We start from the raw sequence: 24,351 nt of genomic DNA on the forward strand, positions 1-24,351 counted from the left end.
GCCTCACTCAATTATATCCACTGACTGTGACACATCTGAGCAGAGATGAAAACTTTGCAACACAACCAATGGTAATACCCCCATTTTTAACGGGGTGCATATGTAGAGTTTATGCGGCCATTTTCAGTTTCTGTGCGGGTGTTATGCCGCCTATGCCCATATTGGGCCGTTCATTATTATAAGTCCATAGCCAGTCAGTGGCAAAGTTCTGCGCCTCCTCTATTGTCTCGATGATATATTGATCCAACCATTCATTCCGGACTGTCCGATTATAGCGTTCGATATATGCGTTTTGCTGCGGTTGTCCTGGCTGGATGTACAGGATTGTAATTGAATGCTTTTTAGCCCAATTCAGAAGCTTGCCGCTGATATATATTCTGGGCCATTATCAACCCGTATAGTCTTAGGCTTCCCACGCCATTCGATAATCTGGTTTAGGCTTCGCATGACCCGTTCTGCTGGTAGCGAGAAATCGACTTCAATGCCAAGCCCTTCACGGTTAAAATCGTCCAGTACATTCAGCAATCGAAATGACCGGCCATCTGCCAGTTGATCCGCCATAAAATCCATCGACCAGACCAGATTAGGCTTTTCTGGAACTGCCAAGGCATCAGGCTTATCCCTTTTGAGCCGTTTTGTGGGTTTAATGCCTAGGTTCAGCTGCAACTCACAATAAATGCGATAAACTCGCTTGTGGTTCCCACCGTAGCCTTTGACATTACGAAGATAAAGAAAACACAATCCAAAGCCCCAAGTTTTCTTCGCTGTCGTTAGGCCAGTCAGAAGGTCTGCAATTTCTTCATTCTCAGAACGAAGGATAGGACTATAGCGATAACAGGTTTCGCTAACCCTAAAAGCACGGCACGCGCAGGCAACGCTGACACCTGTTTGTGCCGCAGCGATGACGGCCATCTCACGACGCTGAGATGGCTCCGTCACTTTTTTCCAAGTGCTTCTTTCAGTAAGTCATTTTGCATACTCAGGTCAGCGAACATTCTCTTCAACCGACGGTTCTCGTCTTCTATAGATTTCATCTGACTAACCATGGATGCATCCATGCCACCATATTTGGCACGCCAATTATAAAATGATGAATTGCTCATTCCATGTTCGCGACAAAGTTCAGGCACTGGAACGCCAGTTTCGGCTTGGCGCAAAATCGCAAGGATCTGTGGGTCTGTAAATCTAGTCATTTTCATCAAAATCTCCTCGTTTATTAAACCGAGAAAACTCCACTTTCAAACACCTTTAATTAAAGGGGGGATTACCGAATGTCCACTATTGGGAAGATCTAGCTAGAAGCAGACATATCGCTTATGAAATGTAAGATCGGAATAGGCCTTGCGGCTCTCAGGTCCGCCCGATTGAGGACGATGTCTGGCACGTCAACTAGCATATTAGGTCAGTGACGGAAGCGTCGACGGATACCCGCTTCATTGTCTTCTCGGGCGGCTTCGTTTTGGTAGGTGTTCACCATCCCCATCAACAATGTTGACGACACGAACGGATGGCTAAAGTGGATTGCCTCGGCCAATTTTTTCCGTACTTGTCAGCCAGCTCGCGTTCCTGACTATCGCCTTCAACGCGCCAGCGAACACCCCGTGCATTGTAAAGGCAGATGTCACTAGCCGCCAGCCGGTCTAGTTCGGCCGCAAGTTTGCGCACCTCGCTTACCTACTTTGCGAGATTCTCCTTTTTAAGCGCGTCCTTTTTGTCGTGTCCCGGTATCCGCTCGATGCCTTCGAGTAGGCGATATCGGCTGCCGGTCTCGTGTTTCCGACCGCCACCGGCAACCCAACCCCCGCTCAACAACTTCACACGCCGGGCGTGGGAGCCCTTACAGAAAGAAGCGGGGATCGTAACGCGCCGCAAGATGCGGAGCAAGCTGATCGAGAAGGGCAAGGACCAGAAATTCATTCAGACCGCCATGGGGCATGCCGAAATCCAGCTGACGCTAAACGTCTATGGACACCTGCTTAAGGACAAAGAGGCAGAGCAGGCGCAGACCGTTGAAGACTTAGCGTTAGAAATGCTGCCTGAGGAATAGAATGAACCGCGACACAAGCTCATATCGGCAAAAGCGCTTTCGGTGCATCATCCAACAGCCTGCTGTAAATCATCATGTTCGAAAGCGGACGCCATGCGCTCGATTTCGGCTTTGCTGATACCAGCGCGGGCTGCCACCTCGCGCCAGGTCGCCACGCTCGCGCCTACTTCTGCCGCGATCGCTAGAGCATCCTTTTTCTTCAGGCCAAAATTATCGGCAACCGAGAGGGCGAGATCGAGTGAGGCGGTGCCGTCCTCTTCGTCAATGGCGGTGGTGAGAACGCGCTCCTTTACGTCTATAGGAACCGGGTTCACGTCGTAAACAGGGGAGAGCCGCCAGCCTTGCTGGCCTTCATACAGAAAACCATGATTGCGTAAGTGATCGTCAGTGTTTGAGATCAGGATGCTAAACACGATCCGCCGCCACAGTTCGGCACCGTCAGCATCCGGCGATGCACCGAATTGGCGAAGCGCATCCATGAGTTCGAGATAGCTGTGAGGCTCGTTGTCGCTGGCACCAATCATGCTCATAGCAGACAGAAAAGGGATGCGGGTCGTACCGGCGCGGTCAAAGCGGCGCAGGATAATAACTGAACGCTTAGCTATGGTCTCAAGGCGAAAGTCCGGAACCGTGATCCCCGCTTGGCTTGCCAGCTGCAGCGCGACGAACTCCCACTCTACGGCGGCGTATTCGTCTTCCTTCTTGGGGAATTTCGCGATCGCCAGCTGTCCGTCTTTTTCCCGCACGGACGCCTTAGGACGCGCCCCACCGAGCGACGACCCCGGCGCGAGAAGAAGCTTCAGTTCGGCGGCGGTTTCGGCGTCCTCCAGAAGCGCGTCGGTTGCCGTGAGCAGCTTCGGAAGATTGATCAGTGGCGGCACCGGTGCTCCGTCATGCGCGAGGAAATTGCCCTCCGGTTCATCCGCAAACCGCAGGGCACCCTGCCGGGTCTCATCATTGACCAGCAGGAGGTAGTCGACCTCGTAGAGCGTACGGGCTTTGGCCTTCTGATCCTGCGCGCGGCGGACCTCAGCACGCTTCATCAGTGTGCGCCCCCAGCGGTCAGGCGCTGAATCACCAAGCGACCCGAACAGGCTTCGCGGCGTGTAGAATTGACCAGCACCGAGATAGAGCGCTGGTTCGAGAGAATAGCGCTGGGGGTTCGCCAGCCATGCCGCCTCATATTCGAAGGAGGCGGTCTCTTTGCCCTTGTTGTTGTGCGAATAGAGGCGGCCCACCAGGCGTGAGGTACCTTCAAGATCAGCGTGGACATAGACAAGCCGGTCAGTCATCGCTGCCTCCGCCTCGTTTTGAGGCTCCGGCCTTCGTCGTGCGGGTGCTTGACAAACGGACGCGTTCGGGAAGGTTGCGTTCTTCGATAGAGCGTCCGATAGCGTCGTTTGACGGGTCGGCCAGTTTACCAATCCCTTCGACTAGGCCGAGGGCGAAGAGCACCGTCGCATAAATGCCAAGCGCAACCGACTCATCGCCTTTTTCAACCTTCGTCAGCGTAGACCGGCTGATACGGGCGCGCTCTGCCAGCAACGCCATAGTTATGCGTCGGCGCTTGCGGGCGTCCTTTATGTCCTGTCCGAGTTTACGCAGAGCCCGCTTTACCGGGATCGGCAGAGGTGAAACGGGCTGCATTCTGCGTCCTTACGGTTACTATCACGTACACTATCACCTATAGTGTACGTGATAGTGGCCATTAACGCAACAAGTATGTTTGATAAGCCAAGGATGTAGCGTTCACAAGCGCACGCATTAAAGGGTTTTGTGGCCGCGCATGTGTACACAAACCAGAGGTCCAGTGGTTCAGGGGACCAGAGGAGCCGATGAACGGCTTATGCCGGTGGTAAGCGAGGGTTTCTCGCACAGAATTGAGAAATTTGATCCAAGGGGCGGAGCATGCGATAATATAAAAAAGGTGACGCACGTCTTTTGTGGCATGTTTACATTTTTGAAAGAGCCGATTTTCTTATCTTCAAGTTACCGGAAATTTGATGTGGCAAGTCTGTGGCGAACTTTCTGTAGCCTGCTGAAACTATGGCTTCCGTCCCAGCTTCCCAAGCTGAATGTCGCGGGTTCGGCCCCCTCACCCACTTCAATTTAAAATCAATAACTTAGCAGCCATCTCGTTGCCATAAACTGCAATTTTTCGGATTCTTGCCACAAATATCGTGAGAACGCCGGTGAGAAAGTGCGCCAGTGAAGCTTCCTGATATTCAGGAAGCGGCTGTCGTTTATTGACAGTCTTTTGTTTAGTCAACCATGGGATCAAACACCTAGCCTTTGTGCTTTTACTCTCCAAACGAACGAACCTTGATTGGCATTTCGCTATAGAGCGCCGCACTGCATAAGGTATCTCATCACAGGCACAACCCTAATTTCAGACGTTTTTATGCGAACATATGTTGCGACAATTAAGCAGACGTAGGAATAAGAATACAACAAAGCTAAAGTAATAGTATGGCTGGAATGCAGTGTATTAAAATTTGGAGCTAGGCAGATATTGTCACGGGAAGATGAATATTATTCCTGCAAAGCGAAGATAATTTTCGAGGCAGAATATTAAATGGATTTTGAAATTTAGAATTGTTAATCTGTGACCTATATTTTTTTTTATTATTTTTTTATTTCCCGAAAATTTGTTTAGCGCGCATATGATACTGTTAAAGCGCGCAGTCGTTTATTTTAAGACATACTGGAATGGGTTTAAGATAATTTTAAGTAAAGATTATATGTGTGAGGAATGAAGTTAATTTCCCAAAAAAGAGAAAAGAATTGGATCAGACGAACCAAATTACAGATCCAGAAACTTTTCATGATGGATTATAATTATTAAAATTGTCGATCTTTGAACTTTTTTAGTTTTATTCCCCCAAAATTTAATTGAAGCGCAAGCGATATCTGAAGGCGCGTATTCGTGTAAAAGTTGAGGCGGTAATACTTAATTCTTGCTTTGCTACGACCAAGAACCCAGCCCACAATAGCTAAGTCTGCCACACGGGCATCATTCAAACTCAAGTTTAATAACTAATTGTCTGACGCGCCTTTTTGCGTCCGGCCATCTGTCGATAGCGTTCACTGTAATCGACAGCATTGAAGCAAAACCCACGTCTAATATCTGCAAGTATAAGCAGTAGCTGGCAAAGCTTCCATTCCCAAAAAGATCGATCGCGCAATCCGCCTATTCATATCTGGAGCATCTTTGCTTTCAGTATGCCTTCGCGCGCGGTTCGTCAGCACTGAACATCATTAACAAGTCAAACCGAACAAGAGAAAGTACCTAATTAATGAAAACTTTAAATACCAACCTCCAGCTCACCATCTCCTTTGACGCTGGCAGTGAACCAAAATCCGCAACCATGCGCATTGAATTTGGGCAAGTCCAGATGTCCTTGCCCCTCCCCAACGGTCTTTGCTTTGAGGGTGGAAACCCACTGAGCATCAGCCTCTCCTTTCCCGACAATTTCATTTTAAGCAAAGAAGCCCTTCATGCAAACTGTTCACCACACAGCGAAACATCGCACGAAACCATCACATCAAAAGTCGCGCAGAACAAAACAGACGAAAAGCAATTGCTGTTGCCGTCTCCCCGTTCACAGAAAGCTTCATCAAAATATCCGACACAATGGCCTGTTATCGGTGGTGAAGATCTCATCCTCGATACCGCGGGTATTCTGAATTCGAAAGCATTTTCTGCCAAATTTGTGCCCGGCATCAAACGACACATCTATATCGCCGGCTGCGATGGATTCAGGGATATTAAAAGGCAGCTCAGCATTCCGATCTTCAAGGTTGGAGAATGTGGCGAGGGCCGCATTGCGGATCGGATGAAGCAGCAGAGCAAAGACCAGTATGGGTCCTATTATAAGATCGATGGTGACGGGCTAGTAAAAGAGAAGGGCTATAACAACTATTCTGCCCTTCAGATTTGTCTGCCGGGAATGCTGCATGAGAAAAGTCCTGTACGCGCTTTAACCCGTGGTTTGTCAGTCACCCTCCCCCACGACATGAGTCGTCAGCAATTCACTCGCGGGTTTCAAAAGCGGCTTGCGTCCTGCAGCTGGCTTGTTTGGCGCAACACCGAAGATGCCATTGATCATTTTGAACGTAATAATATCAATCAGGATATTACCGACCGCTATACGGATTATGGCGTCGGTGGTGGGATCACACAAGCAACCGAGCTCTATTGCATTCGCAATGAAAACCAGGATGACTGCAAAAGGCTCATCGCCGTCATCGAAAATGTCATTCTCGCGCATATGGGCTTGATCTAAGAAAACAGTCTGGCGGCATAAATCTTTCTGTCGCCAGACTGTTTTCATAGCGAAGAAATACTCATAGTAACTCTACCAAAATAATTAATAAAATTAACATTTGGAGTGGTAAGCGTATTAAAAAGTGAAAAAATCAACAAATATTATCAGTAGAAACAATAATTGTACGAACTGTCAAAAACCTGTTGTCGGTAATTATTATATAATATCATAAATTATAGCAAAATTAGCATCCATTTGTCAAGTTCACGCTCATATGTTTCGATTTAACTGGTCGACAAAAATTCATTTTCAATATTTCCTTGTATTTAGTTCAAAAAATAAAGGTTTAAGAAATGAATAATCGAGCCCCTAAAATAAATCTTGGTGAAATCCCTGACACTAGTTTTTTCAGAAAGCTACCAAATGGTAGTTGGACATATTTTAAAAGAGAATCCGATGAACCAGAAGCAGGCGCAGAACTTTATTCTTGGGATGATAACAAATATAGAGATGCCAGCGAATATAATAATATGCTTCCGATGAGCCCACTAATCCGAAACCATGTTAAATTCATTAAAGCACCAATAATAAGCCCTGTACCCATTAAAATATCGGACCGCACCTCGAAGGCAAAAAAGAACAAAGCCTGTGTGCTTATGCATGATTGGATGAGTATCTTTTATCGCGAATGGTTTTTCAAACTTCAAGCTCCCGGCACGGACAAGGCATGGGCGCAAAGCCGCCTTCTTGCACTTCATAGCGCGAATTACTTTGAGCCTTTGAACATTCAAGACGCATTTTATAGCCTCACGAACAGGTCGGAGCGGATTATTAAAAACTATACAAAATACAAATCTACCTCTGACTTCAATAATGACATGAAAGCAATTTCTTGCGATCTCACCCAGCCACATGCTCACGGCTCACCGCCAGTTGAGTGGGAGATAGAGATCCTAAACAAAATTAAATTACTGGCAAAAGCACTTGCATTTGCCTCCGAATTTTTTAAGGAGTTTAATAAATTCGGCCGGGAGCTCGCGGATCGTGAAAATAAAGTCGGAACTAGAAACCGAAAAAGTAAGCATCAATTTACTGCTGAAACCCTGTCACCAAAACTATTAGGTGATAAGAATGAGTTTGAAATTACCCGCCATGAGCGAATTAAACTGGCCGAAATCTCAAAAGTAAATCCCGCTGACTTTATTTGGACGGCGGAACATGAGCGGCCATATTATGAGCTAATAAATATCTGCGCAAAAGCGGCAAATGATGAACCCATTACCGAAATTACTGAAGATGCGGTACGCGTACTTCATAAGTGGGTAAGAGGTCAGCTTAGCTATACAGATCCAATAGTAGATTTGGAGTTTAAAAGGGCTGTTTGGAGCACGTTATTTGGGACACCGACTTTTCATGGCTTTGTCACCCTACATATATTAACGATCGTTCACTACTTAAAAATAGATTGTGTCCTATCCTATCAGATTGATTGAATCTGTCCGCAGGTTTTACGAGACGACACGCTTATAATATTTGAGGTCCACCGTTTTATTACGGTGGACCTCAATGTTTTTTACACGTACGCCCAAATATTTTTTAGTGTCGGTGATTATTTTCAAACATCTGCATTTCCCAAGGTGATTATTAACAGGCTCCTCAAATTAATGGAGCCTCTAATGACTGAATGCCCCCACAATCGCATTAAATGCCCACAGGATAAATGTCATCAGCTTGTTGGCAATCTCACCTGCCAGCGGCGGAGTGAACTGCGTACTGCTTTTCCACATAAAACCAATCCATCACAAAAGGCAGTTGATGAACTGAATGCCACTCCGCGAAGCCTTGCTCAACTTGTCGGACGTTTGCTTGCAAAAGATTTTTTCGCCAAACGCACTAACCCCACCTCTGGAGAAAAATGATATGAACAGTTATGACAAATTTAGAAATCACACTTCGCTGAACCGCCCTTTGAGGGTTGCTATTTACGCGAGATTTTCGACGGATAAGCAGCACCAACAGTCCATCATAGACCAAAATGACATCTGCAGTGACTTTGCCCAAAGCGAGGGTTGGGAAATTGTGAAATTTTACCACGACGAGGCCATTTGTGGTTCTCTCTTGCAACTCCGCACTGGCATCCAACACTTACTTCGCGATGCCATGATGGGGGCTTTTGACATCGTTCTTACTGAAGCAACCGATCGACTAAGTCGCAACCAAGAATACAGGGTCCATATCTTCAACACCCTCAAATATAATAGGGTCCGTATACAGACGCTGTCTGAAGGAATGATCTCTGAGATTCATATTAGATTGATCGGCACTACGAATGCAAAGACGAATACTCAGATGGGTGAGAAAATTTTTCAAGGCATGAGAGAACGTGTCAAAATAGCACGATGGGCAGGTGGCCCCCCACCTTACGGCTACAAATTAGCACGCCGCTCGGCCACAACAGACCTTAATAACGATAACAAAGGTAGACTTGTAATCGTTCCAGCGGCTGCAAAAATTGTGGAACGAATTTATAAGGAATATGCGGCCGGCCACTCCCCAATCTCGATTGCAAGACGCCTCAATGCCGAAGGTATCCCTTCTCCCAGTGGCAAGCAATGGTGTGATTCAACCATAAGAGGCCACGCCAAAAATTCCACAGGTATTTTGAACAACGAATGTTACAATGGCCTATACATTTGGAACAAACATGATTTCGCTAGAAACCCGTATACCGATAGGCGGAATCGCAGGATTAATCCGAGAGAACTGTGGCACATGGCCGCGGTTCCAGCTTGGAAGATAATCGATGACGATTTATATCGCGCTGTTCGTCTGCGACAGGCACAGGTCACTCAAAACAACACGAAATCGATAAAAAAAACTCAGAACAGTCACGAACAGATGCGACTTAACGCATCACCTCGTCCTCATAAACTATTATTAGGTTTAATACGGTGTGGTTGTTGTGAGGGTCTATATACGCCACGCTCTAAAAAACTATTCAGCTGTTCTTCTCACGAACGCAAAGGCAGCTGTCGAAACAGCCGCACAGTCTCTGGTCCGATGATTGAAAAGCATATCTATAATTCTTTTAAAGATATGCTGAACGACAAGAATGCATTAGACGCCATGTTTGACGCATTCGAAAAAGAATTCCGGAATTTGATGGACACTGACACTAGCGATGGTCAACATACCAGAAAGTTATTGGAAAAGGTTACACGGGAGATCAACGCGATGGTGGACGAAATAAAGAATGGACTTTGTTCAGACAGCCTGACTGCAGAACTAGTAAAACAAGAGCAGGTCAAGAAAGATTTGGAGTACCAACTTGAGACGGGACTGGAGGTTTGCAGCCCCCATAGGGACGATATCCTAACCCATTACCAGAACGCCGTTGCCGATCTTTTTACCTTTCTCAAAGCGCGATCTGAAACGCATGCTGCCTCTCAACTCATTCGCCCACTGATCGATAAAGTAACTGTGGTTCCCGGGTTGAAGCGTGGCGAAATAGAATTGTTGTTCGCTGGTAGTATTACGGCACTACCGCCTTTCGGTACTTGGCAAAAATTCGGCGGGACAGGCAGAAAACAAATCTAATGTAATGCTATGCTTTATACAAACAAAAAAAGTGCGACGCGATCATTGAAGCTTGCGCTTACTCATCAGACGCTAAAGATATTCATCCGCCTGTGGGTTGTGCCGCAAAATTTTTCGTTAGATAAAAGCGCCCTTATTTCTGGACGTGATTATGCAGCGAGCTCCGTAAAGACTTCGAAAGCGTAACGGTTGTCCTTTGCGAATTGCTTCTTGCGGATCATATGAGCGACTCAGATGCCGGCGATAGTAGCAGAGGCTGAATGAACCGCTTTGAAGCCCAATATGTGTTTGGTAATCCGCTTGATAAAACGATGGCCCTGTTCAAGGATATTGTTCAGGTATTTAACCTATATGATTTCAATCAGCTTTCCTGTGAGGTCGTGGGCACGCTGTGTACTATGTTCGCTAAGCTCAGCAATAAGCGTTTGCAGGAAGCCGGTATCATCGCGCTTCGGGTTGAACAGCGCTTCCAGTTCCTCGATGCCTTTAGGGAAAAATGGCCGTTTTGTCATTGCCACCTTTCGGCTTTCGAACCGCCATTGGCTATTCTCTCAAATGCATGAAGGCGAGAGACTGCTGCGGCATTCACACTCGTATGAATTTCTTCGGGGAAATCAGCAGGCAGTTTATTCGCTACAGCTTCGAATGCCAGTGCGCCGAACTCAACGACATGAGCCATAGCCGTACGAACAACGCTTTCGGGAATGTTCGCCACCGCCGCCATCTGCATGAAGTGGCGTGGCTGAATCTGGTCGATGCGATAGTGGCGATTCCGACCAACCGACATTGCCAGCTTCATTTGCTTCCTTTCGATCTGGCGCCGGTCCAAACTCGGTTGCGCCGAAAGAATGTCGTAGAGCGGCGTCATGTGGAAGCCTCCGCCCGGTAGTAAGAACACGCTGAAATTTTTCGCGTGTCCGTCTGTCGCTCCTATGATCCAGAAAAACATCTGCGCGATCAGAAAGCACTTCTGATCCTCAGCCGGTGTGTCGCTTCCTTTCAACAGATCAAGGATCGCCGCCATTCCCGGCCCGCCTTCAGACTGATATTTGAGTGTCGGCGGAACCGACAGGGCTTGGCAACAATCCTCTTGTGGCAGCCATATCAATCGGCCGCTATCCGTCCATCTCCTATCAAATCGCTCAATGACGAGAGCTTTGGTCTCGCCAAAGGTTTCGATGCGAGTGGCATTGACGGGCAGCCCAAAAGCTTCGGCCAGTGAAAGACAATAAAATTCGTTCTCGACGCTATCCATCAGATCGAGCCCGTTGGGCAGCGTACTAATCTGTGTTTTGAATATGTGCGTCGTCGGCGTCATGCCGTGGGGTTTGATCCACTGCCCTTCATGCCAGAGTAAGGCGGTCTTTTCCTGCGCTCCGGCGACCGAAATACGGAAATCGTCATCCCGATTGAGACCAAGCGGCGCTTGCGCTAAGTTCTTCAACAGGGTTTCGATCTGCGCAGTATCAACAGGCTCACCGCTGATATTGCTGTCAAATTCAAACTCCTTGTCACCGACACAATCGCGCCCGATCTTGGTCAACAAGCTGTAGGCGTCCGTTCCTCGCGCGCCGACTTTTTCAGCAACGCGGCGGCGCAACGCATCAGAGTCCGGAAGCAGGTTTTCAAAGACGGCGCTGACAGGTTCACCGCGATAGGCGTCTTCGCGCAACGGTAGAGAAAGAGACACGGGCATTACACCGCGTCGGTTCAGCCAAGTTTCATCGTAGCGAAACATCGTTGCCCCACCCGACTCTTTGGACAGATGCCCGACAAGGCGATTATTCAGATAAATCCGTAGCGGGACGTGCAGCGGTTTTCGACCCATTATCCAAGCAAATCCTCTATGTCCCAAGGTGACTGCTTTGACCGCGGTACAATTTGAAATTCCAGATCAAGCGCAGCCAGCAAGGCCAAAACGGTATCGATCCGTGCGGCGGGGTTCCCTGTTTCTAGGATAGAAACCGTTCCTTGGCGCAGGCCCGCTCGATCACCGAGGTCAGCCTGATAAATGCCGAGCTGCTTTCGTGCGCGTCGGATGGCATTGCCAATTTGCTGCGGGGTACGGGCAATAGTGTTCATATCTCCTTATACGTAAATTCGGATATTGAGTCAATATACGTTAATTACGATACAGAATATATATACGCTAACCGAGATAATGAAATGAAATACGAATTAGCGTATATACCTCACAGGCACGCTCGTTGGGCAGTAACATAGAATTTTACATAGATGGGGGTCGGAACAAGAGCTGCTCTAAATCGTACGCGGCCTTTATCAACCAAAGACAGCCACAGCGGATTTGATGGTGATGCCGCCATCCGGACTTCTGCGCATTTGCCGACCGGTAACAGTGCGGAATACTTGTAGCAATTGCAGCGCTGGCGGCACTCGCTACCAAAGTGTTTTTATGCTTTCTCTGCCATTTCGGCTTTTCCGCACAGCTTGGCCAGTGACAATGCGCTGGGACCAACGGAAGCCTATTTCATGGAAATACAGGTCCGCCAATTCTGGGATGATGTGATGAAAAACACCTGCGATGGTTCGGCGGACCCGAGCGTTAAACCCCTCAACTGAATTGACGCGGACGGCATCCCGGACATATTCGCGGCGGGAGTGGTTGACTGTTTCGTGTGTAGCAAAGCTTTCGCCCATGGCCATGAATGCCTTTGCCTCATCACTCATCAAATGTGTTTGCAGTTCGACTTGTGGCGCAATCGCACGTGTGACAGCCCGCAATGAAAGACCGGTAACGACAGCGGCGCGAGCATCGCCAGCGATGGAGCCGGGAGTAACATCTGTTGGTCTTTGAACAATCGCCACGACGGGCGTCTTTTCCGTTTGTGCTTGCCCTTTGCGGCCTCATCCGGGGGATGGATCTTCGGGATGCTTTCTGGGTCTGCCACCAAGATAGAAATGGTCAACTTCCACCGTGCCGTTGAGCATATGTTCACGCGCCACCATGAGGCGCAGCGCATGACCAATCCGCCAGGCCGTAGGTTGGCTCACCACCAGTGTTTCGGCGAGACGAATTGAGGACAATCCTTTGTCCGTCTGCAGCAACAGCCACATCGTCTTGAGCCAGGTGTTCAAGGGAAGTTTAGTGGTGTGCAGGGGCGGTGTGTTGTCACTGTGAACTGGAAGCGGCAGTCCCCGCTGGAACATTGAAAGAGACCCGGCCGCGCGCGGCGCTTGCCCATGTCGCGGCCAGCTATTGCGATCGAGCGTCTGTAACCACAGGAGGGGCAGACCCTGCCATTCGACCATACCATGCTTTCCAAAAAAACGACGGCAATGCTCCTCGTTTCGGAACGCGGTGATCATGTCTTCAACTGTCGAATATTGGACAGGGTCGCCAGCATCGTTTCAGACATAACTATCTCCTTCGGGCACGACCAAGAATCGCACGAAAGATGCTGGCCTGCAAGGAATTCATTGTCTTTGGTTGATAAAGTCCGCGTACGATTTAGAGCAGCTCTTGTTCCGAACCCAATGCAGAGAAACCTTGCTATCAGGGTCCTTCCACATATACGACAGAACCATGAAAACTATGGCGGTAATAAAATGAAGTGCGGCTGTTGGACATGGTGTGAAAATCTATGAGTCCAAACTCTTATACAAATAATGTAAAATATAGTATTTGTATTGCAATGCGCACTCGACTTTCATTCTTGTTCACAATATTCCATGTTCAGATATAAATTTATATAGGTGGCTGCATCATGTGTGGAATAATTGGAATAATTAGTAAACAACCAATTAGTTCAATGGTTCTTGAAGCATTGAAACTCCTTGAATATCGCGGCTATGATTCAGCCGGTATTGCCACGTTGGTTGATGGTGATATTGAGCGTCGTCGTGCTGAGGGCAAGCTGGTTAATCTTGAAAAACGTGTGAATGCTGAGCCGCTAAGCGGTACGATTGGTATTGGCCATACACGCTGGGCAACCCATGGTGCGCCAACGGAGCGCAACGCGCATCCTCATGCAACCGAGCAAGTGGCGATTGTTCATAATGGCATTATCGAAAACTTTGCTGAATTGCGTGCCGAGCTTGAAGCTGAAGGCATCAAATTTCAAAGTGATACCGATACGGAAACTGTAGCGCAATTGGTGTCGCGTAATATCCGTACCGGTGATGCGCCGATTGAAGCGGTGCGCAAAGTGTTTGATCGTTTGCGCGGTGCATTTGCGCTTGCCTTCTTGTTTAAGGGGGAAGACGATCTCTTGATCGCAGCGCGACGTGGTTCCCCTCTGGCCATTGGCTATGGTGAGGGGGAAATGTTTCTTGGCTCCGATGCGATTGCATTGGCACCTTTTACGGATAAAATTACCTATCTTGAAGACGGTGATTGGGCAGTGTTAACGCGCGATAGCGTCACTTTTTACGATGAGAATAATGCGCAGGTTAGCCGCATTGTGCAGCAATCCGCCGGCGCTGCTTATGTTGTCAATAAAGGCAATTATAAGCATTTCATGGAAAAGGAAATCTACGAGCAGCCGGAAGTGATTTCACGCACTCTGGCGCATTATCTGGATTTTGCTTCGTCGTCAGTCCGTGAAGATGTGACGAATATCGACTGGTCACAGATCAATCGTCTGGCGATTTCTGCCTGTGGTACAGCCTATTATGCAGCGACAATCGGTAAATATTGGCTTGAGCGTTACGCTCGTTTGCCGGTGGAAATTGATATTGCTTCGGAGTTTCGTTACCGCGAAATGCCATTGTCGAAAGACACATTAGCTCTGTTTGTTTCCCAGTCCGGTGAAACAGCGGATACGCTGGCATCGCTGCGCTATTGCCGCGCGCAAGGACTACCCATTGCGGCTGTGGTGAATGTGCGTGAATCGACCATTGCACGTGAGGCTGATATTGTACTGCCAACCTTGGCAGGGCCTGAGATTGGCGTAGCATCAACCAAGGCTTTCACCTGTCAGTTGTCTGTTTTGGCCGCACTGGCGCTATCAGCTGCCAAGGCTAAGGGCACAATTACACCACAGAAAGAGCAGCAACTGGTGCAGGAGCTTGCTTCACTCTCCGGCTATATTAATCAGGCATTGAAGCTCGCGCCGAAGGTCGAAGCGATTTGCCGCGATCTGGTTAATGTTAAACATGCACTTTATTTGGGGCGCGGAACGTCATTTCCATTGGCAATGGAAGGTGCGCTTAAGCTCAAGGAAATCTCCTATATTCACGCCGAAGGTTATGCCGCCGGTGAATTGAAGCATGGGCCGATTGCGCTGATCGATGAAACCATGCCGGTTATTGTGATTGCGCCTTATGATCGTCTGTATGAAAAGACCGTATCGAATATGCAGGAAGTGGCAGCCCGTGGCGGTCGCATCATCCTGATAACCGATGCTGAAGGCGCGAAACACGCCAATGTACATGCAGTTGCTACGCTGACTATGCCAGAGGTGCCTGAGTTTATTTCGCCTCTGGTTTATGCATTGCCAATTCAAATGCTGGCTTATTATACAGCCGTATTTATGGGTACAGATATTGACCAGCCACGCAATTTGGCAAAATCCGTTACCGTTGAATAGCTTATTTTATTGAATTTTCTTTATCTTTGCCACAATTATATAGTAAGGTTTCAAGTGTAAATTGTAGTGGTTCAAACTTGATCTGACAGTTAGCGGCTTTGTGATGATGTCTGTCAGGTTAAGTTCAGCCTATGAATTTTTCCTGCCAGATCGTCTTACCATCGATCATTGTCTCGAGCGGTGTTCTTCCGCAGCAAATCTTTCCTTGATGTGTGCGCTTATTGTTATAGTGATCAAGCCATTCGTCAAGATCAGCCTGCAATTCCTCGATTGACTGGTAAATTGTCTTGCGGAATGTGCCCTGATAAAACTCCTGCAGGATCGTCTTGTGGAACCGCTCACAAATGCCATTCGTCTGTGGGTGTCTGACCTTGGTTTTCGTGTGATCGATATCATTGATCGCAAGGAATAACTGGTAGTCATAGCTTTCGGCCTTGCCGCAATACTCAGTCCCTCTATCCGTTAAAATGCGCAGCACCGGTAATTCGTGTTCTTCCATAAACGGCAAAACCCGATCATTGAGCAAATCTGCGGCTGTGATTGGCGTTTTGGTGGTGTAAAGCTTGGCATGGGTGTGCTTTGAATAGGTGTCCACATAGGTCTGCTGATAGATCCGGCCAACGCCTTTGAGAGTTCCGACATAAAACGTGTCCTGGCTGCCTAAATAGCCAGGATGCGCGGTTTCAATCTCGCCGCAAGCCTCGTCATCAAGGGCTTTTTTCTCCAACGCCTGAACCTGCGCTTCGGTGAGCACCAGCCCCTCATTCGCAACTTTGGCTTCAAGCGCTTTCAGGCGGCTTTTGAAAATTGCAAGATTCTGTCATAGCCAGATTGAACGCAAGCCAGACGGTGAGACAAAAACACCAAGCTTGCGCAATTCATTAGAAGTTCGCGCCTGACCATATGCCGGAAACTCACCGGCGGAGTCCTGAACTGCCTGTTCGATTGCCTGATCAACACGATTGGCAAGGTTGGGCTTGCGTCTCGTGCGTTCCAGCAACGCTGCAACACCACCTTCCTCAACCGCTGCTTTGTAGCGATAAAATGTATCACGCGACAGGCCCATGACTTGACAGGCTTTCGATACATTTCCAAGCTCTTCCGCGAGATTTAAAAGTCCCGTTTTGTGTTTGATGATCTTATCTGTAGAGTGCAACATTGTGGTTTCCTTCGTTTTGAGGTTGGGTTTGCACCACCATCAAAACCAATAACCACATGGCTCTGCAAGAGCCTGCACCGTTCCCAATGCAGCAAGCTGGAAAGGGAACGGTGTCAGATCAAGTCGTAACTAATACAAATCAGCTATTTTTTGAAGTCGCCCTTGATACCCATTGAAACATTCCTTTGCGCTTAGAGCCCGTAAGACTCTTTGTCGCCCAAGTTCTGCTTATGCGCTTCCTCGCCAATGCGGCGCTCCTCCTCAAGTAAGGCAATTTTATCCTGAACGTCCAGAATGGCACTTGATCGGATGATAGCCTGTTCTGATGCTTGCGGATCGTAACCATGCTGACGCATGGCATCACAATAGCTCTTGGCAATCGATAAGGTTTCACGGGCGTCAATGGTAAGGCCCGCATTCTTAAAGGCATCAGGATTGCCGTTTTGCAAATCCCTCATGCCGTCAGAGCCTAAAACCGTACCCAGAATATCAATCAGCGCACGGCTTTCCACGATGGTGCGCGTGTCCATTTTGACCAGATCCTTAATCTCATCCAGCGCGCCAATACGGTCGTCCTGTACCAATTGCTGATGTTCTTCATTAACATCAACCGCAACTTCACTATGTTCCGCTGCGCCATACCCCAAGTCTTGGGGCTGGCGCGCCTTCAAACGGTCTGTGCTGTCGAGTAAATGCTGCTCAAACTGAATGGCCTGCTCTGACGTTTCCATATCGTGGCCATGCTCGCGCATGGCATCACAATAGCTTCTGGCAATGGAAAGCGTTTCATGGGCATCAATTCCAAAAACTGCCAAACGCTCAGGGTCTCCCGATTGCAGCCCCTGCAACAATTTAGGGCTTAATAATTGTTCTAGATTTTCAATCAGGTCTGCACAGAGGTGGCTCGGATTGTCTGAACAGTTTCGGGCGTTTTGTTAAGTGGATTTCCGCCGCAATTATGCCGCCACCATCATTGGTGTCAGCTCGTTGAAGTAAACCTGATCCGGCGTCTGTCGGTCAAGCGATGAATGTGGCCGTCGGCTGTTGTAGAATTTTAGATATCTGCCGATGCCAGTGCGGGCCTCGGACACGGTCTTGTAGGCGTGAAGATAAACCTCTTCGTATTTGATTGACCGCCAGAGCCGTTCGACGAAGACATTGTCCCGCCACGCACCCTTGCCATCCATTGAGATGGCGATCCCTACCTTTTTCAGCACGTTGGTGAAGTCGATGGAAGTGAACTGTGATCCTTGATCCGTGTTGAATATGTCTGGCTTTCCATAGCGGATCAGCGCTTCCTCAACCGCTTCGATGCAGAAGTCCGCCCCCATTGTGATCGACAGCCGCCATGACAAAACCCGGCGGCTGAACCAGTCGACGACAGCGCACAGATAGACAAAACCACGTGCCATCGGAAGTGGAGTAAGAAGCGCAGATGCGCTTCTCCTCCCCGAACCGTACGTGCACCTTTCAGCGCATACGGCTCTCTGTTCAAGCTTGGCCCATGGCCATAGCAACGTCGTGGTAGTGCGACGTGACGGTATTGCGGTCTTCAAGCCGGAAGATGTATGGGTTCTCCTCCGGATTACGCCACCGGAATTGCGCCTTGGGGCTTGAGACAAGCCGTTTCAACGCCTTTCCGATAGGGTCACCGCGTTCATTGCGACCAAACACGAGCCAGGTTTTCGCCTTGCCCGGTTCCGGGACCCTAAACCATTTCCGCATCAAGGGTTTGATGCGGGATCGATATTTGTGCCCCAGCCAGTGCGCCATTTTCCAGAACACGACATGGTCGATGCGTCGGAAGACGTACGCCGTGAAGTCGGTGAACTTGTAGAACGCCGCCCATCCCACCAATTGGCGGTTTAAGCCGGCGATCATGTCGACCGTGCTGACACTATGATTGCCGGATAAGGTTTCGGTGAGCTTGCGCACAAACCCCTTGGCCTTTTCCTTGGGTACAGCAGAGGGCAGGCAATTCTTCGCATCCTCCTTTCTCTTTGCATTCCAGTCATATGCCTCCCCGATTGGGGCGAGGCGCACTATAGGTTATATCCATTGCCCACACCTGATTGGGTCTGGTGACCGCTAGCTTGCGCAGGAGATAAGGATAGATTTTATGCCCTGGCGCTGGCTTCGAGGTGTTTGGCCGACGGTAAATCGCCTCGATGCGCTCCTCTGCCGTTTCCATTATCAGCGACTGCACAAAAAATTGTTCCGGCAAGCCTTCGATCTGATCAGCATTGAACCCGGCATAGGTTTTTAGAAATGGGATGTGCGCTCAACATCCTTGCCCTCGGCGTCCTGTTTTTCACGGGTAAACACATTGGCATAAACAATCGTGGTTGATTTTGAACCTTTGCGAACCTGTGCGCCTAATGCTTTTGCCTGTTTAAATGTCATCCAATAGGGGGAGGAAAAATCGAATTCATGGGCGGCAGTCCAAAGCAGCAAAATGTTGATATCTTTGTAATACTCGCCTGTTGCTCGCTTTGGCAAACTCATAGATGCGCCGCCAATCCAAGGTTTAACCCAAGAGGCAACACCTGTTTCAAGCTGTGCAATAATCGCATTCGTAACGTCCTGATAAATATCTTTGTGAGAAATAATTGTTTTGGTCATATGCAAATTCACTCACTCTTTAATATTGACGCTTAGGTCAGAAGCACTTTGCTTCTGTCCCTGAGCAGTCGGCGAACCGACCGGAAGAGAGCGACTGTCTTGTCTGTCAAGTGCTTTGCCATGGCTTTTGGTCTCTGATGATAGCGTTGAGGATGGTGAGTAGCTTTCGCATGGTGGCTACGATAGCGACGATCTTCGGCTTGCCGCTAGCGACCAGCCGATCTCGAAAGTCTTTAAGTGCGGGATTATAACGGCTGGCAACGAGAGCGGCCATGAACAGCCCCGAAGGCACATTACCTCGGCCACCACCAATAAACCTCCTTCCGCACCATTGTCCTGACTGTCGGGTCCAGGGCGCGAGGTCTGCCAACGATTCGTTCTGGCGCCGATCGAGTGTGCCAAGTTCGGGCATCTCAGCCAGAAGTATACGCGCACTTTTCGCACCGACACCAGGAACCGAGGTTAGCAGGCTCTCGCTGACCCGCCAGAGCGGCGACTTACGGATATAGTCATCGAAATCAGCATCCAAGTTGACGAGCACGCGATTGAGCGCTGCCAGCAATCGTTTGAAGCTTTTCTGCGTCTGCTTGTCCTGGATCAGCCGCACGCGGTACTGCTCGGCGACAATCATCTGGACAATTTGTCGTCTACGAGTCACAAGTGTTTGCAAAGCTTGGGTTTCGGCGTCTCGAAGCGGCTGAATTGGCGGCTGTGTTGCAATCACGAAGGCCGCGATTACAGCCGCATCAATCGGATCAGTCTTAGCCTTTCGACCCAGAGCATTGGCATAGGCGCGGACCTGTGCTGGATTGACGACAAGAACTACAAACCCTACCGTCGTTAGCGCCACGACTGCCGGTCTCTCATAGCCGCCGGGTCAGCGCGACTGGCACACAAACGTAATCGCAGAAAATGGACGGATGAGCTGGCAGATCATCACCGGCTATGGCAGACGATCCAACGCGGAAACATCAATGGGCCGTTACAAATCCATCATTGGCTATCCGGCTGCGTTCACGCAAATTTGCCAATCAACAAACCGAAGTCGTACTCGGATGCCGCATTCTCAACCGGATGCTGGACTGCGCACGCCCGAATTCCGTCCGCGTAACAGAGAAAACAGCATAAAACTAACATCAAGGACCGGACTCTGACCTAAAGCGTATCCATGCACCAACGCATGACTATCTCCTCCATCTGGAGATACAGAATAATCCATTAAGTTTAACCAATCGCTAAAGCACAATCTTTGCGACAAGCCCTATTTCAAGTGTTGGCGGAGCTCGCACAATAACTGTGAACGAGAATAAGACCATTATTAACATACCAAAAATCTTATGACAGATCCGGTATCGCTGCAGTGGTTAATTTCATTTGTCATCATTGACAGATAATGCTTGGACTTATATTGTCTTTTAATAAATGTTATATTCAGAACATTAAAATTGGTTTATATTTTTGGCAAGATTGCGCATTAGAATGTATTATCTTCTAAGTAATTCCAAAAGAGTTAAGCTGAGAGGAATTTGCATAGGTAGGGATTTATTGTCTGAGTGCCCACCACATTGAGTGTCACGCGACATACGGGGCTACTTCCAGAGAGGTGTATGTTTTTTTCACAATCGGTTAGTGGCGTGCAGTCAACGGAACAATATGTCTCCGTTCACTAATTATGCAAAATAGGAGTTTTTCACGTTGTTCTGACTGGCCAGTAAATAACTTTAAATATTAACTGGCGAAAACGGGATTTTCAACATCACCGAAAGTCTTGTTGTGTGAGCGTGATTTAATAGCCGCGATGATAAGTAAAAGGTAATATTCTGGGGAATTCATCCTACAGGGTTGTAGCAAATGTGGAGCGATTTGTAGTTTGCCTGACGGGGGCTTCAAATACAATCAGATAGTTAAGTGGTTTTCATGTATAGTTATGTAGGCAATGTTGGCCATAAAAAGCATCCATTACAACGGCGGCGCTATCAACTTCTAGGTGGGCTTATCTTTGCCATTGGAGTGCCGCTTTTTTTCCGGATGTTGATTAATCCTAATATCGTCTTTTCAGTCAATCATCAGGTGACGATCGTAGCCGCGATGACCGCACATATGTTGGGGTATGCTTTTTATAAAAAATTAGAAACTTTCCCAGGAATATCGGGATTTAGTAATATATTACCGCCGTTCGCATTTACCTATGGATTGGTAATACTCACTATATTGTTCTTTCGTCTTGACTATAGCCGCTTCCAAGCTATTGGTTCCTTTTTTGCATCTGTGTCATGGTATTTTGGTGTCATCATATTTACTCGTCGTTTAGAGCCATATCATCTGGCCATAGTTCCTGGCGGGAGTGTTGAACACCTTGTATCAGTGGCAGGCGTCAAATGGCAACTCTTGTCATCTCCGGATACTGCTATCATAAGAGCGCAAGGTGTGGTTGCGGATCTTCGTGCCGATTTGTCTGAGTCTTGGGAACGTTTTATCACACAATCCGTACTGTCAGGCACGCCCGTTTACCATGTCAAGCAGGTGTTGGAATCTCTCACTGGCCGTGTAGAGATAGAACATCTCTCTGAAAATACTTTAGGTGCGCTCAATCCAAATCAAATTTACATTAAGATAAAGCAATCTTTTGAATGGCTCATTGCTCTTGTCGTCCTTGTACTGGCTTCGCCATTGTTTCTGATACTGGCACTAGTAATCAAACTTGAAACTCCTGGGCCTGCCTTCTTCCGTCAAGAGCGTGTCGGTTATCGTGGCAAACATTTCATGGTCTATAAGTTTCGCTCCATGCGCCATAGCGATAATAGTGCGGCGACCGCGAAGGAAAGTGCGATTACGCGTGATCGCGATCCGCGCATTACGCGCCTCGGTCATGTATTAAGACGCACGCGGCTCGACGAATTGCCACAGGTCATTAACATTCTCCGGGGTGAGATGAGTTGGATCGGTCCACGCCCTGAGGCCGTTGTATTATCCCGCTGGTATAATGCCGAACTAGTTTTTTATCCTTATCGTCACATCGTGCGGCCGGGCATAACTGGTTGGGCACAAGTCAATCAGGGGCATGTGGCGGCGGTGGACGAGGTTCATGAAAAGCTGCATTACGATTTTTACTACATCAAGAATATTTCACCTTGGCTCGATCTCGTCATAGTGATGAGAACGATCAGGATCATCCTGACCGGCTTCGGGGCTAAGTGATGGAGGCCATTAGACACAGCATTAAGGTGAAGCCTGTACTTGATGTGCGAGTGGATCCAAACAGAGAGACAAAAGTGAAAAAATCTAGGACCAACGGCAGCGAAGCGAAAGAATTGTCGTTGCTGATAGCTATGCGGTTGTTGTTCAGTCAACTATCACCTGCACGACGACGCGCCTTTCTACCCCTACTACTGCTGATGTTGGCTGGAGCGGTCGCAGAAGTCGTCAGTATCGGGGCCATCCTTCCTCTTCTGGCGTTTATAGCATCGCCCGCAAGCATTACGATAGATAATGCAAACACTGCCGGCCTGCTCGATTTTCTGGGCGCAGGAGACTCGAACATTGCTGTCTATGTCGTAATAGGTCTGTTCACACTGGCAACACTAGTCGCCGCTGTGCTTCGTCTGTCACTTTTATGGGCAAGCAACAGCTTTATTTACGGCATGTCTTACGAACTCGGTGTTAAGCTTTATGCTGACACTTTGCTGCAATCCTATTCTTACCATACGCAGCACAATTCTAGTGAGATTATTGCTTCAATCAACAAGGTCCAGATGGCCACTAACAATGTTCTGCTGCCCATCATGCAGAGCATTATAGCAGCGGTTATTGGCTTGTTTATTATTGTGGGTCTCGTCATCATTGACCCAATGGTTGCATTTGTAGCCGGGTTGGGCTTTGGAGCTATCTACCTGCTAGCCTCAGTCACCGCACGCAAGCGTTTACGGGCTAATAGCGTCGTTATCGCACGCGCCCAGAGCAAACGTGTCCAGACTATGCAGGAAGGGGTGGGCGGCATTCGCGATATTTTGCTTGATGGCTCGCAGCCAATTTTTGTTGAAATATACGAACAGGCGGAAGCTGGTTTTCGCGATGCACGGGTGAAAAATGCTTTTCTAGGCGGCGCACCCCGCTTTATCGTTGAAGCTGTAGGGATGGTGCTGATTGCCACTATTGCTGTGGTTGTGGTGCAACGACCTGGCGGTCTTGCGACGGCACTCCCTATATTGGGTGCGCTTGCTCTTGGAGCGCAGCGTTTGTTGCCGCTGATCCAGCAGGTTTATGGGGGCTGGGCATCAGCCATGGGCAACAGTAACGTGCTGAAGGACATAGTACAACTGCTGAGCCGTTCATCGCCTGCGCAGTCTCGAGCGATAGCGGCACTCCCATTTGAGCATACAATTACATTGGACAATCTAACCTACACATATCCGGGTGCCAGAGCCGCAGCCCTCAATGGGATCAGTCTAAGAATTCCAAAAGGTGCGCGTGTAGGCATTGCTGGAAAGACCGGAAGCGGTAAATCGACCTTGATGGACATTGTTCTTGGTTTGCTTCAGCCAGAGGACGGTATGATCTGTATCGACGCCATTGCGTTAACAGAGAAGAACCGCGGCGCATGGCAGAGCAACATAGCCCATGTGCCACAATCTATTTTTCTCGCCGATGCCAGCATTTCCGAGAACATTGCCTTCGGTGTGCGGTATGAAGATATTGATATTGAGCGGGTGCAATGCGCCGCTGAGCAGGCTGAATTGGCAGATGTTATCGCGGCATTGCCGCAGGGTTATGAGACAAAGGTGGGCGAGCGCGGCATTCAGCTTTCCGGTGGCCAGCGCCAGCGCATTGGCATTGCGCGCGCACTGTATAAACAGGCGAGTGTATTGGTGTTTGACGAAGCCACGAGTGCGCTGGACACTGCTACTGAAAGTGCTGTGATGAACGCGATCAACCGTCTCGACCGCAACCTGACCATCCTCATTATAGCCCACCGCCTCTCAACACTTGAAGGCTGCGACATGGTGGTGCAATTGGAGGGGGGCTCCGTGAAAGTTATACCACTGTGAAAGAGCCACTTCTTGATCAAATATAGACTTGAATATGTAATAGGCACGTAGAATAGAGTTTATT

Annotated in this window: 16 protein-coding genes and 8 pseudogenes; 9 read left to right on the top strand and 15 right to left on the bottom strand. The window is 48.6% G+C overall.

Going from position 1 to position 24,351, the window contains the following annotated elements:
* Positions 1-109: 109 nt before the first annotated feature.
* Positions 110-1,199 (bottom strand): annotated as a pseudogene (locus tag QUF18_RS15940) (IS3 family transposase).
* Positions 1,200-1,735: 536 nt separating this feature from the next.
* On the opposite strand from QUF18_RS15940, the gene QUF18_RS15945 reads away from it, so the two are divergent.
* A complete protein-coding gene (locus QUF18_RS15945; RefSeq protein WP_289388257.1) occupies positions 1,736-2,047 on the top strand; it encodes a tyrosine-type recombinase/integrase in 312 nt (103 codons plus the stop codon).
* Positions 2,048-2,094: 47 nt separating this feature from the next.
* Here QUF18_RS15945 and QUF18_RS15950 read toward each other — a convergent pair whose 3' ends face one another.
* Complete coding sequence (locus tag QUF18_RS15950) at positions 2,095-3,339, bottom strand: type II toxin-antitoxin system HipA family toxin (RefSeq protein WP_289388258.1); 1,245 nt, start codon at positions 3,337-3,339, stop codon at positions 2,095-2,097.
* Complete coding sequence (locus QUF18_RS15955) at positions 3,332-3,694, bottom strand: helix-turn-helix domain-containing protein (RefSeq protein ID WP_289388259.1); 363 nt, start codon at positions 3,692-3,694, stop codon at positions 3,332-3,334. The genes QUF18_RS15950 and QUF18_RS15955 overlap by 8 nt, the downstream gene beginning before the upstream one ends.
* A 1,649-nt stretch (positions 3,695-5,343) precedes the next feature.
* Between QUF18_RS15955 and QUF18_RS15960 the strand changes: the two genes are divergently transcribed.
* The 4 genes from QUF18_RS15960 (at position 5,344) to QUF18_RS15975 (ending at position 9,912) form a co-directional block, all read left to right on the top strand.
* A complete protein-coding gene (locus tag QUF18_RS15960; protein WP_289388261.1) occupies positions 5,344-6,333 on the top strand; it encodes a hypothetical protein in 990 nt (329 codons plus the stop codon).
* Between the two features lie 335 nt (positions 6,334-6,668).
* A complete protein-coding gene (locus tag QUF18_RS15965; RefSeq protein ID WP_289388262.1) occupies positions 6,669-7,808 on the top strand; it encodes a hypothetical protein in 1,140 nt (379 codons plus the stop codon).
* A 183-nt stretch (positions 7,809-7,991) separates the two neighbouring features.
* Positions 7,992-8,234, top strand: a complete 243-nt coding sequence (locus QUF18_RS15970; protein WP_289388264.1) for a hypothetical protein — start codon at positions 7,992-7,994, stop codon at positions 8,232-8,234.
* 1 nt (position 8,235) lies between these two features.
* Positions 8,236-9,912 carry a recombinase family protein gene (locus QUF18_RS15975; RefSeq protein ID WP_289388265.1) on the top strand — a complete coding sequence of 559 codons (1,677 nt, stop codon included), beginning with the start codon at positions 8,236-8,238 and terminating at the stop codon, positions 9,910-9,912.
* A gap of 149 nt (positions 9,913-10,061) precedes the next feature.
* Here QUF18_RS15975 and QUF18_RS15980 read toward each other — a convergent pair.
* From QUF18_RS15980 to QUF18_RS16000, 5 genes and pseudogenes are all read right to left on the bottom strand, one after another.
* Positions 10,062-10,283 (bottom strand): annotated as a pseudogene (locus QUF18_RS15980) (DDE-type integrase/transposase/recombinase); the annotation flags it as partial.
* Positions 10,260-10,424: a hypothetical protein gene (locus QUF18_RS15985; RefSeq protein WP_289388299.1), complete on the bottom strand. Its 165-nt coding sequence runs from the start codon at positions 10,422-10,424 to the stop codon at positions 10,260-10,262. The gene QUF18_RS15985 and the pseudogene QUF18_RS15980, both read right to left, overlap by 24 nt.
* Complete coding sequence (locus QUF18_RS15990; protein ID WP_289388267.1) at positions 10,421-11,740, bottom strand: type II toxin-antitoxin system HipA family toxin; 1,320 nt, start codon at positions 11,738-11,740, stop codon at positions 10,421-10,423. The genes QUF18_RS15985 and QUF18_RS15990 overlap by 4 nt, the downstream gene beginning before the upstream one ends.
* Positions 11,740-11,994, bottom strand: coding sequence for a helix-turn-helix domain-containing protein (locus tag QUF18_RS15995; RefSeq protein ID WP_289388268.1), 255 nt, complete (start codon positions 11,992-11,994; stop codon positions 11,740-11,742). The genes QUF18_RS15990 and QUF18_RS15995 overlap by 1 nt, the downstream gene beginning before the upstream one ends.
* 198 nt (positions 11,995-12,192) lie before the next feature.
* Positions 12,193-13,289, bottom strand: a pseudogene (locus QUF18_RS16000) (IS1595 family transposase).
* A gap of 348 nt (positions 13,290-13,637) precedes the next feature.
* On the opposite strand from QUF18_RS16000, the gene glmS reads away from it, so the two are divergent.
* Positions 13,638-15,461 carry a glutamine--fructose-6-phosphate transaminase (isomerizing) gene (gene glmS / locus QUF18_RS16005; protein WP_289388270.1) on the top strand — a complete coding sequence of 608 codons (1,824 nt, stop codon included), beginning with the start codon at positions 13,638-13,640 and terminating at the stop codon, positions 15,459-15,461.
* A gap of 124 nt (positions 15,462-15,585) precedes the next feature.
* Here glmS and QUF18_RS16010 read toward each other — a convergent pair.
* From QUF18_RS16010 to QUF18_RS16040, 7 genes and pseudogenes are all read right to left on the bottom strand, one after another.
* A pseudogene (locus QUF18_RS16010) lies at positions 15,586-16,620 on the bottom strand (IS481 family transposase).
* Positions 16,621-16,811: 191 nt separating this feature from the next.
* Positions 16,812-17,435 carry a hypothetical protein gene (locus tag QUF18_RS16015; RefSeq protein WP_289388271.1) on the bottom strand — a complete coding sequence of 208 codons (624 nt, stop codon included), beginning with the start codon at positions 17,433-17,435 and terminating at the stop codon, positions 16,812-16,814.
* Between the two features lie 141 nt (positions 17,436-17,576).
* Positions 17,577-18,047 (bottom strand): annotated as a pseudogene (locus QUF18_RS16020) (IS3 family transposase); the annotation flags it as partial.
* Positions 18,048-18,111: 64 nt separating this feature from the next.
* A complete protein-coding gene (locus QUF18_RS16025; RefSeq protein WP_289388273.1) occupies positions 18,112-18,663 on the bottom strand; it encodes a group II intron maturase-specific domain-containing protein in 552 nt (183 codons plus the stop codon).
* A 1-nt stretch (position 18,664) separates the two neighbouring features.
* Positions 18,665-18,790 (bottom strand): annotated as a pseudogene (locus tag QUF18_RS16030) (IS3 family transposase); the annotation flags it as partial.
* A gap of 92 nt (positions 18,791-18,882) precedes the next feature.
* On the bottom strand, positions 18,883-19,242 hold the full coding sequence (locus QUF18_RS16035) for an ArdC-like ssDNA-binding domain-containing protein (RefSeq protein ID WP_289388277.1): 360 nt from the start codon (positions 19,240-19,242) through the stop codon (positions 18,883-18,885).
* Positions 19,243-19,348: 106 nt separating this feature from the next.
* Positions 19,349-20,116 (bottom strand): annotated as a pseudogene (locus tag QUF18_RS16040) (IS110 family RNA-guided transposase); the annotation flags it as partial.
* Here QUF18_RS16040 and QUF18_RS16045 point away from each other — a divergent pair.
* The 3 genes and pseudogenes from QUF18_RS16045 to QUF18_RS16055 all read left to right on the top strand — a co-directional run.
* Positions 20,115-20,370: pseudogene (locus tag QUF18_RS16045) on the top strand (IS5/IS1182 family transposase); the annotation flags it as partial. The pseudogenes QUF18_RS16040 and QUF18_RS16045 sit on opposite strands and share 2 nt — an antisense overlap.
* 789 nt (positions 20,371-21,159) lie before the next feature.
* Positions 21,160-22,440: a sugar transferase gene (locus QUF18_RS16050; protein ID WP_289388278.1), complete on the top strand. Its 1,281-nt coding sequence runs from the start codon at positions 21,160-21,162 to the stop codon at positions 22,438-22,440.
* The gene (locus tag QUF18_RS16055) at positions 22,440-24,287 is read left to right on the top strand and encodes an ABC transporter ATP-binding protein (RefSeq protein WP_289388279.1); all 1,848 of its coding nucleotides are present in this window, start codon (positions 22,440-22,442) and stop codon (positions 24,285-24,287) included. Before QUF18_RS16050 ends, QUF18_RS16055 begins: the two co-directional genes overlap by 1 nt.
* Positions 24,288-24,351 lie beyond the last annotated feature (64 nt).

This window comes from Pseudochrobactrum kiredjianiae (assembly GCF_030362795.1).
GTDB classification, from domain to species: Bacteria; Pseudomonadota; Alphaproteobacteria; order Rhizobiales; family Rhizobiaceae; genus Pseudochrobactrum; species Pseudochrobactrum kiredjianiae.

Bases quoted from the DNA above. Each gene is read 5' to 3' on its own strand.
- QUF18_RS15945 (WP_289388257.1), top strand. From the start codon at position 1,736: ATGCCTTCGAGTAGGCGATATCGGCTGCCGGTCTCGTGTTTCCGACCG.
- QUF18_RS15955 (WP_289388259.1), bottom strand. From the start codon at position 3,694: ATGCAGCCCGTTTCACCTCTGCCGATCCCGGTAAAGCGGGCTCTGCGT.
- QUF18_RS16035 (WP_289388277.1), bottom strand. From the start codon at position 19,242: ATGACCAAAACAATTATTTCTCACAAAGATATTTATCAGGACGTTACG.
- QUF18_RS15970 (WP_289388264.1), top strand. From the start codon at position 7,992: ATGACTGAATGCCCCCACAATCGCATTAAATGCCCACAGGATAAATGT.
- QUF18_RS15985 (WP_289388299.1), bottom strand. From the start codon at position 10,424: ATGACAAAACGGCCATTTTTCCCTAAAGGCATCGAGGAACTGGAAGCG.
- QUF18_RS15995 (WP_289388268.1), bottom strand. From the start codon at position 11,994: ATGAACACTATTGCCCGTACCCCGCAGCAAATTGGCAATGCCATCCGA.
- QUF18_RS15965 (WP_289388262.1), top strand. From the start codon at position 6,669: ATGAATAATCGAGCCCCTAAAATAAATCTTGGTGAAATCCCTGACACT.
- glmS (WP_289388270.1), top strand. From the start codon at position 13,638: ATGTGTGGAATAATTGGAATAATTAGTAAACAACCAATTAGTTCAATG.
- QUF18_RS15950 (WP_289388258.1), bottom strand. From the start codon at position 3,339: ATGACTGACCGGCTTGTCTATGTCCACGCTGATCTTGAAGGTACCTCA.
- QUF18_RS16055 (WP_289388279.1), top strand. From the start codon at position 22,440: ATGGAGGCCATTAGACACAGCATTAAGGTGAAGCCTGTACTTGATGTG.
- QUF18_RS15960 (WP_289388261.1), top strand. From the start codon at position 5,344: ATGAAAACTTTAAATACCAACCTCCAGCTCACCATCTCCTTTGACGCT.
- QUF18_RS15990 (WP_289388267.1), bottom strand. From the start codon at position 11,740: ATGGGTCGAAAACCGCTGCACGTCCCGCTACGGATTTATCTGAATAAT.
- QUF18_RS16050 (WP_289388278.1), top strand. From the start codon at position 21,160: ATGTATAGTTATGTAGGCAATGTTGGCCATAAAAAGCATCCATTACAA.
- QUF18_RS15975 (WP_289388265.1), top strand. From the start codon at position 8,236: ATGAACAGTTATGACAAATTTAGAAATCACACTTCGCTGAACCGCCCT.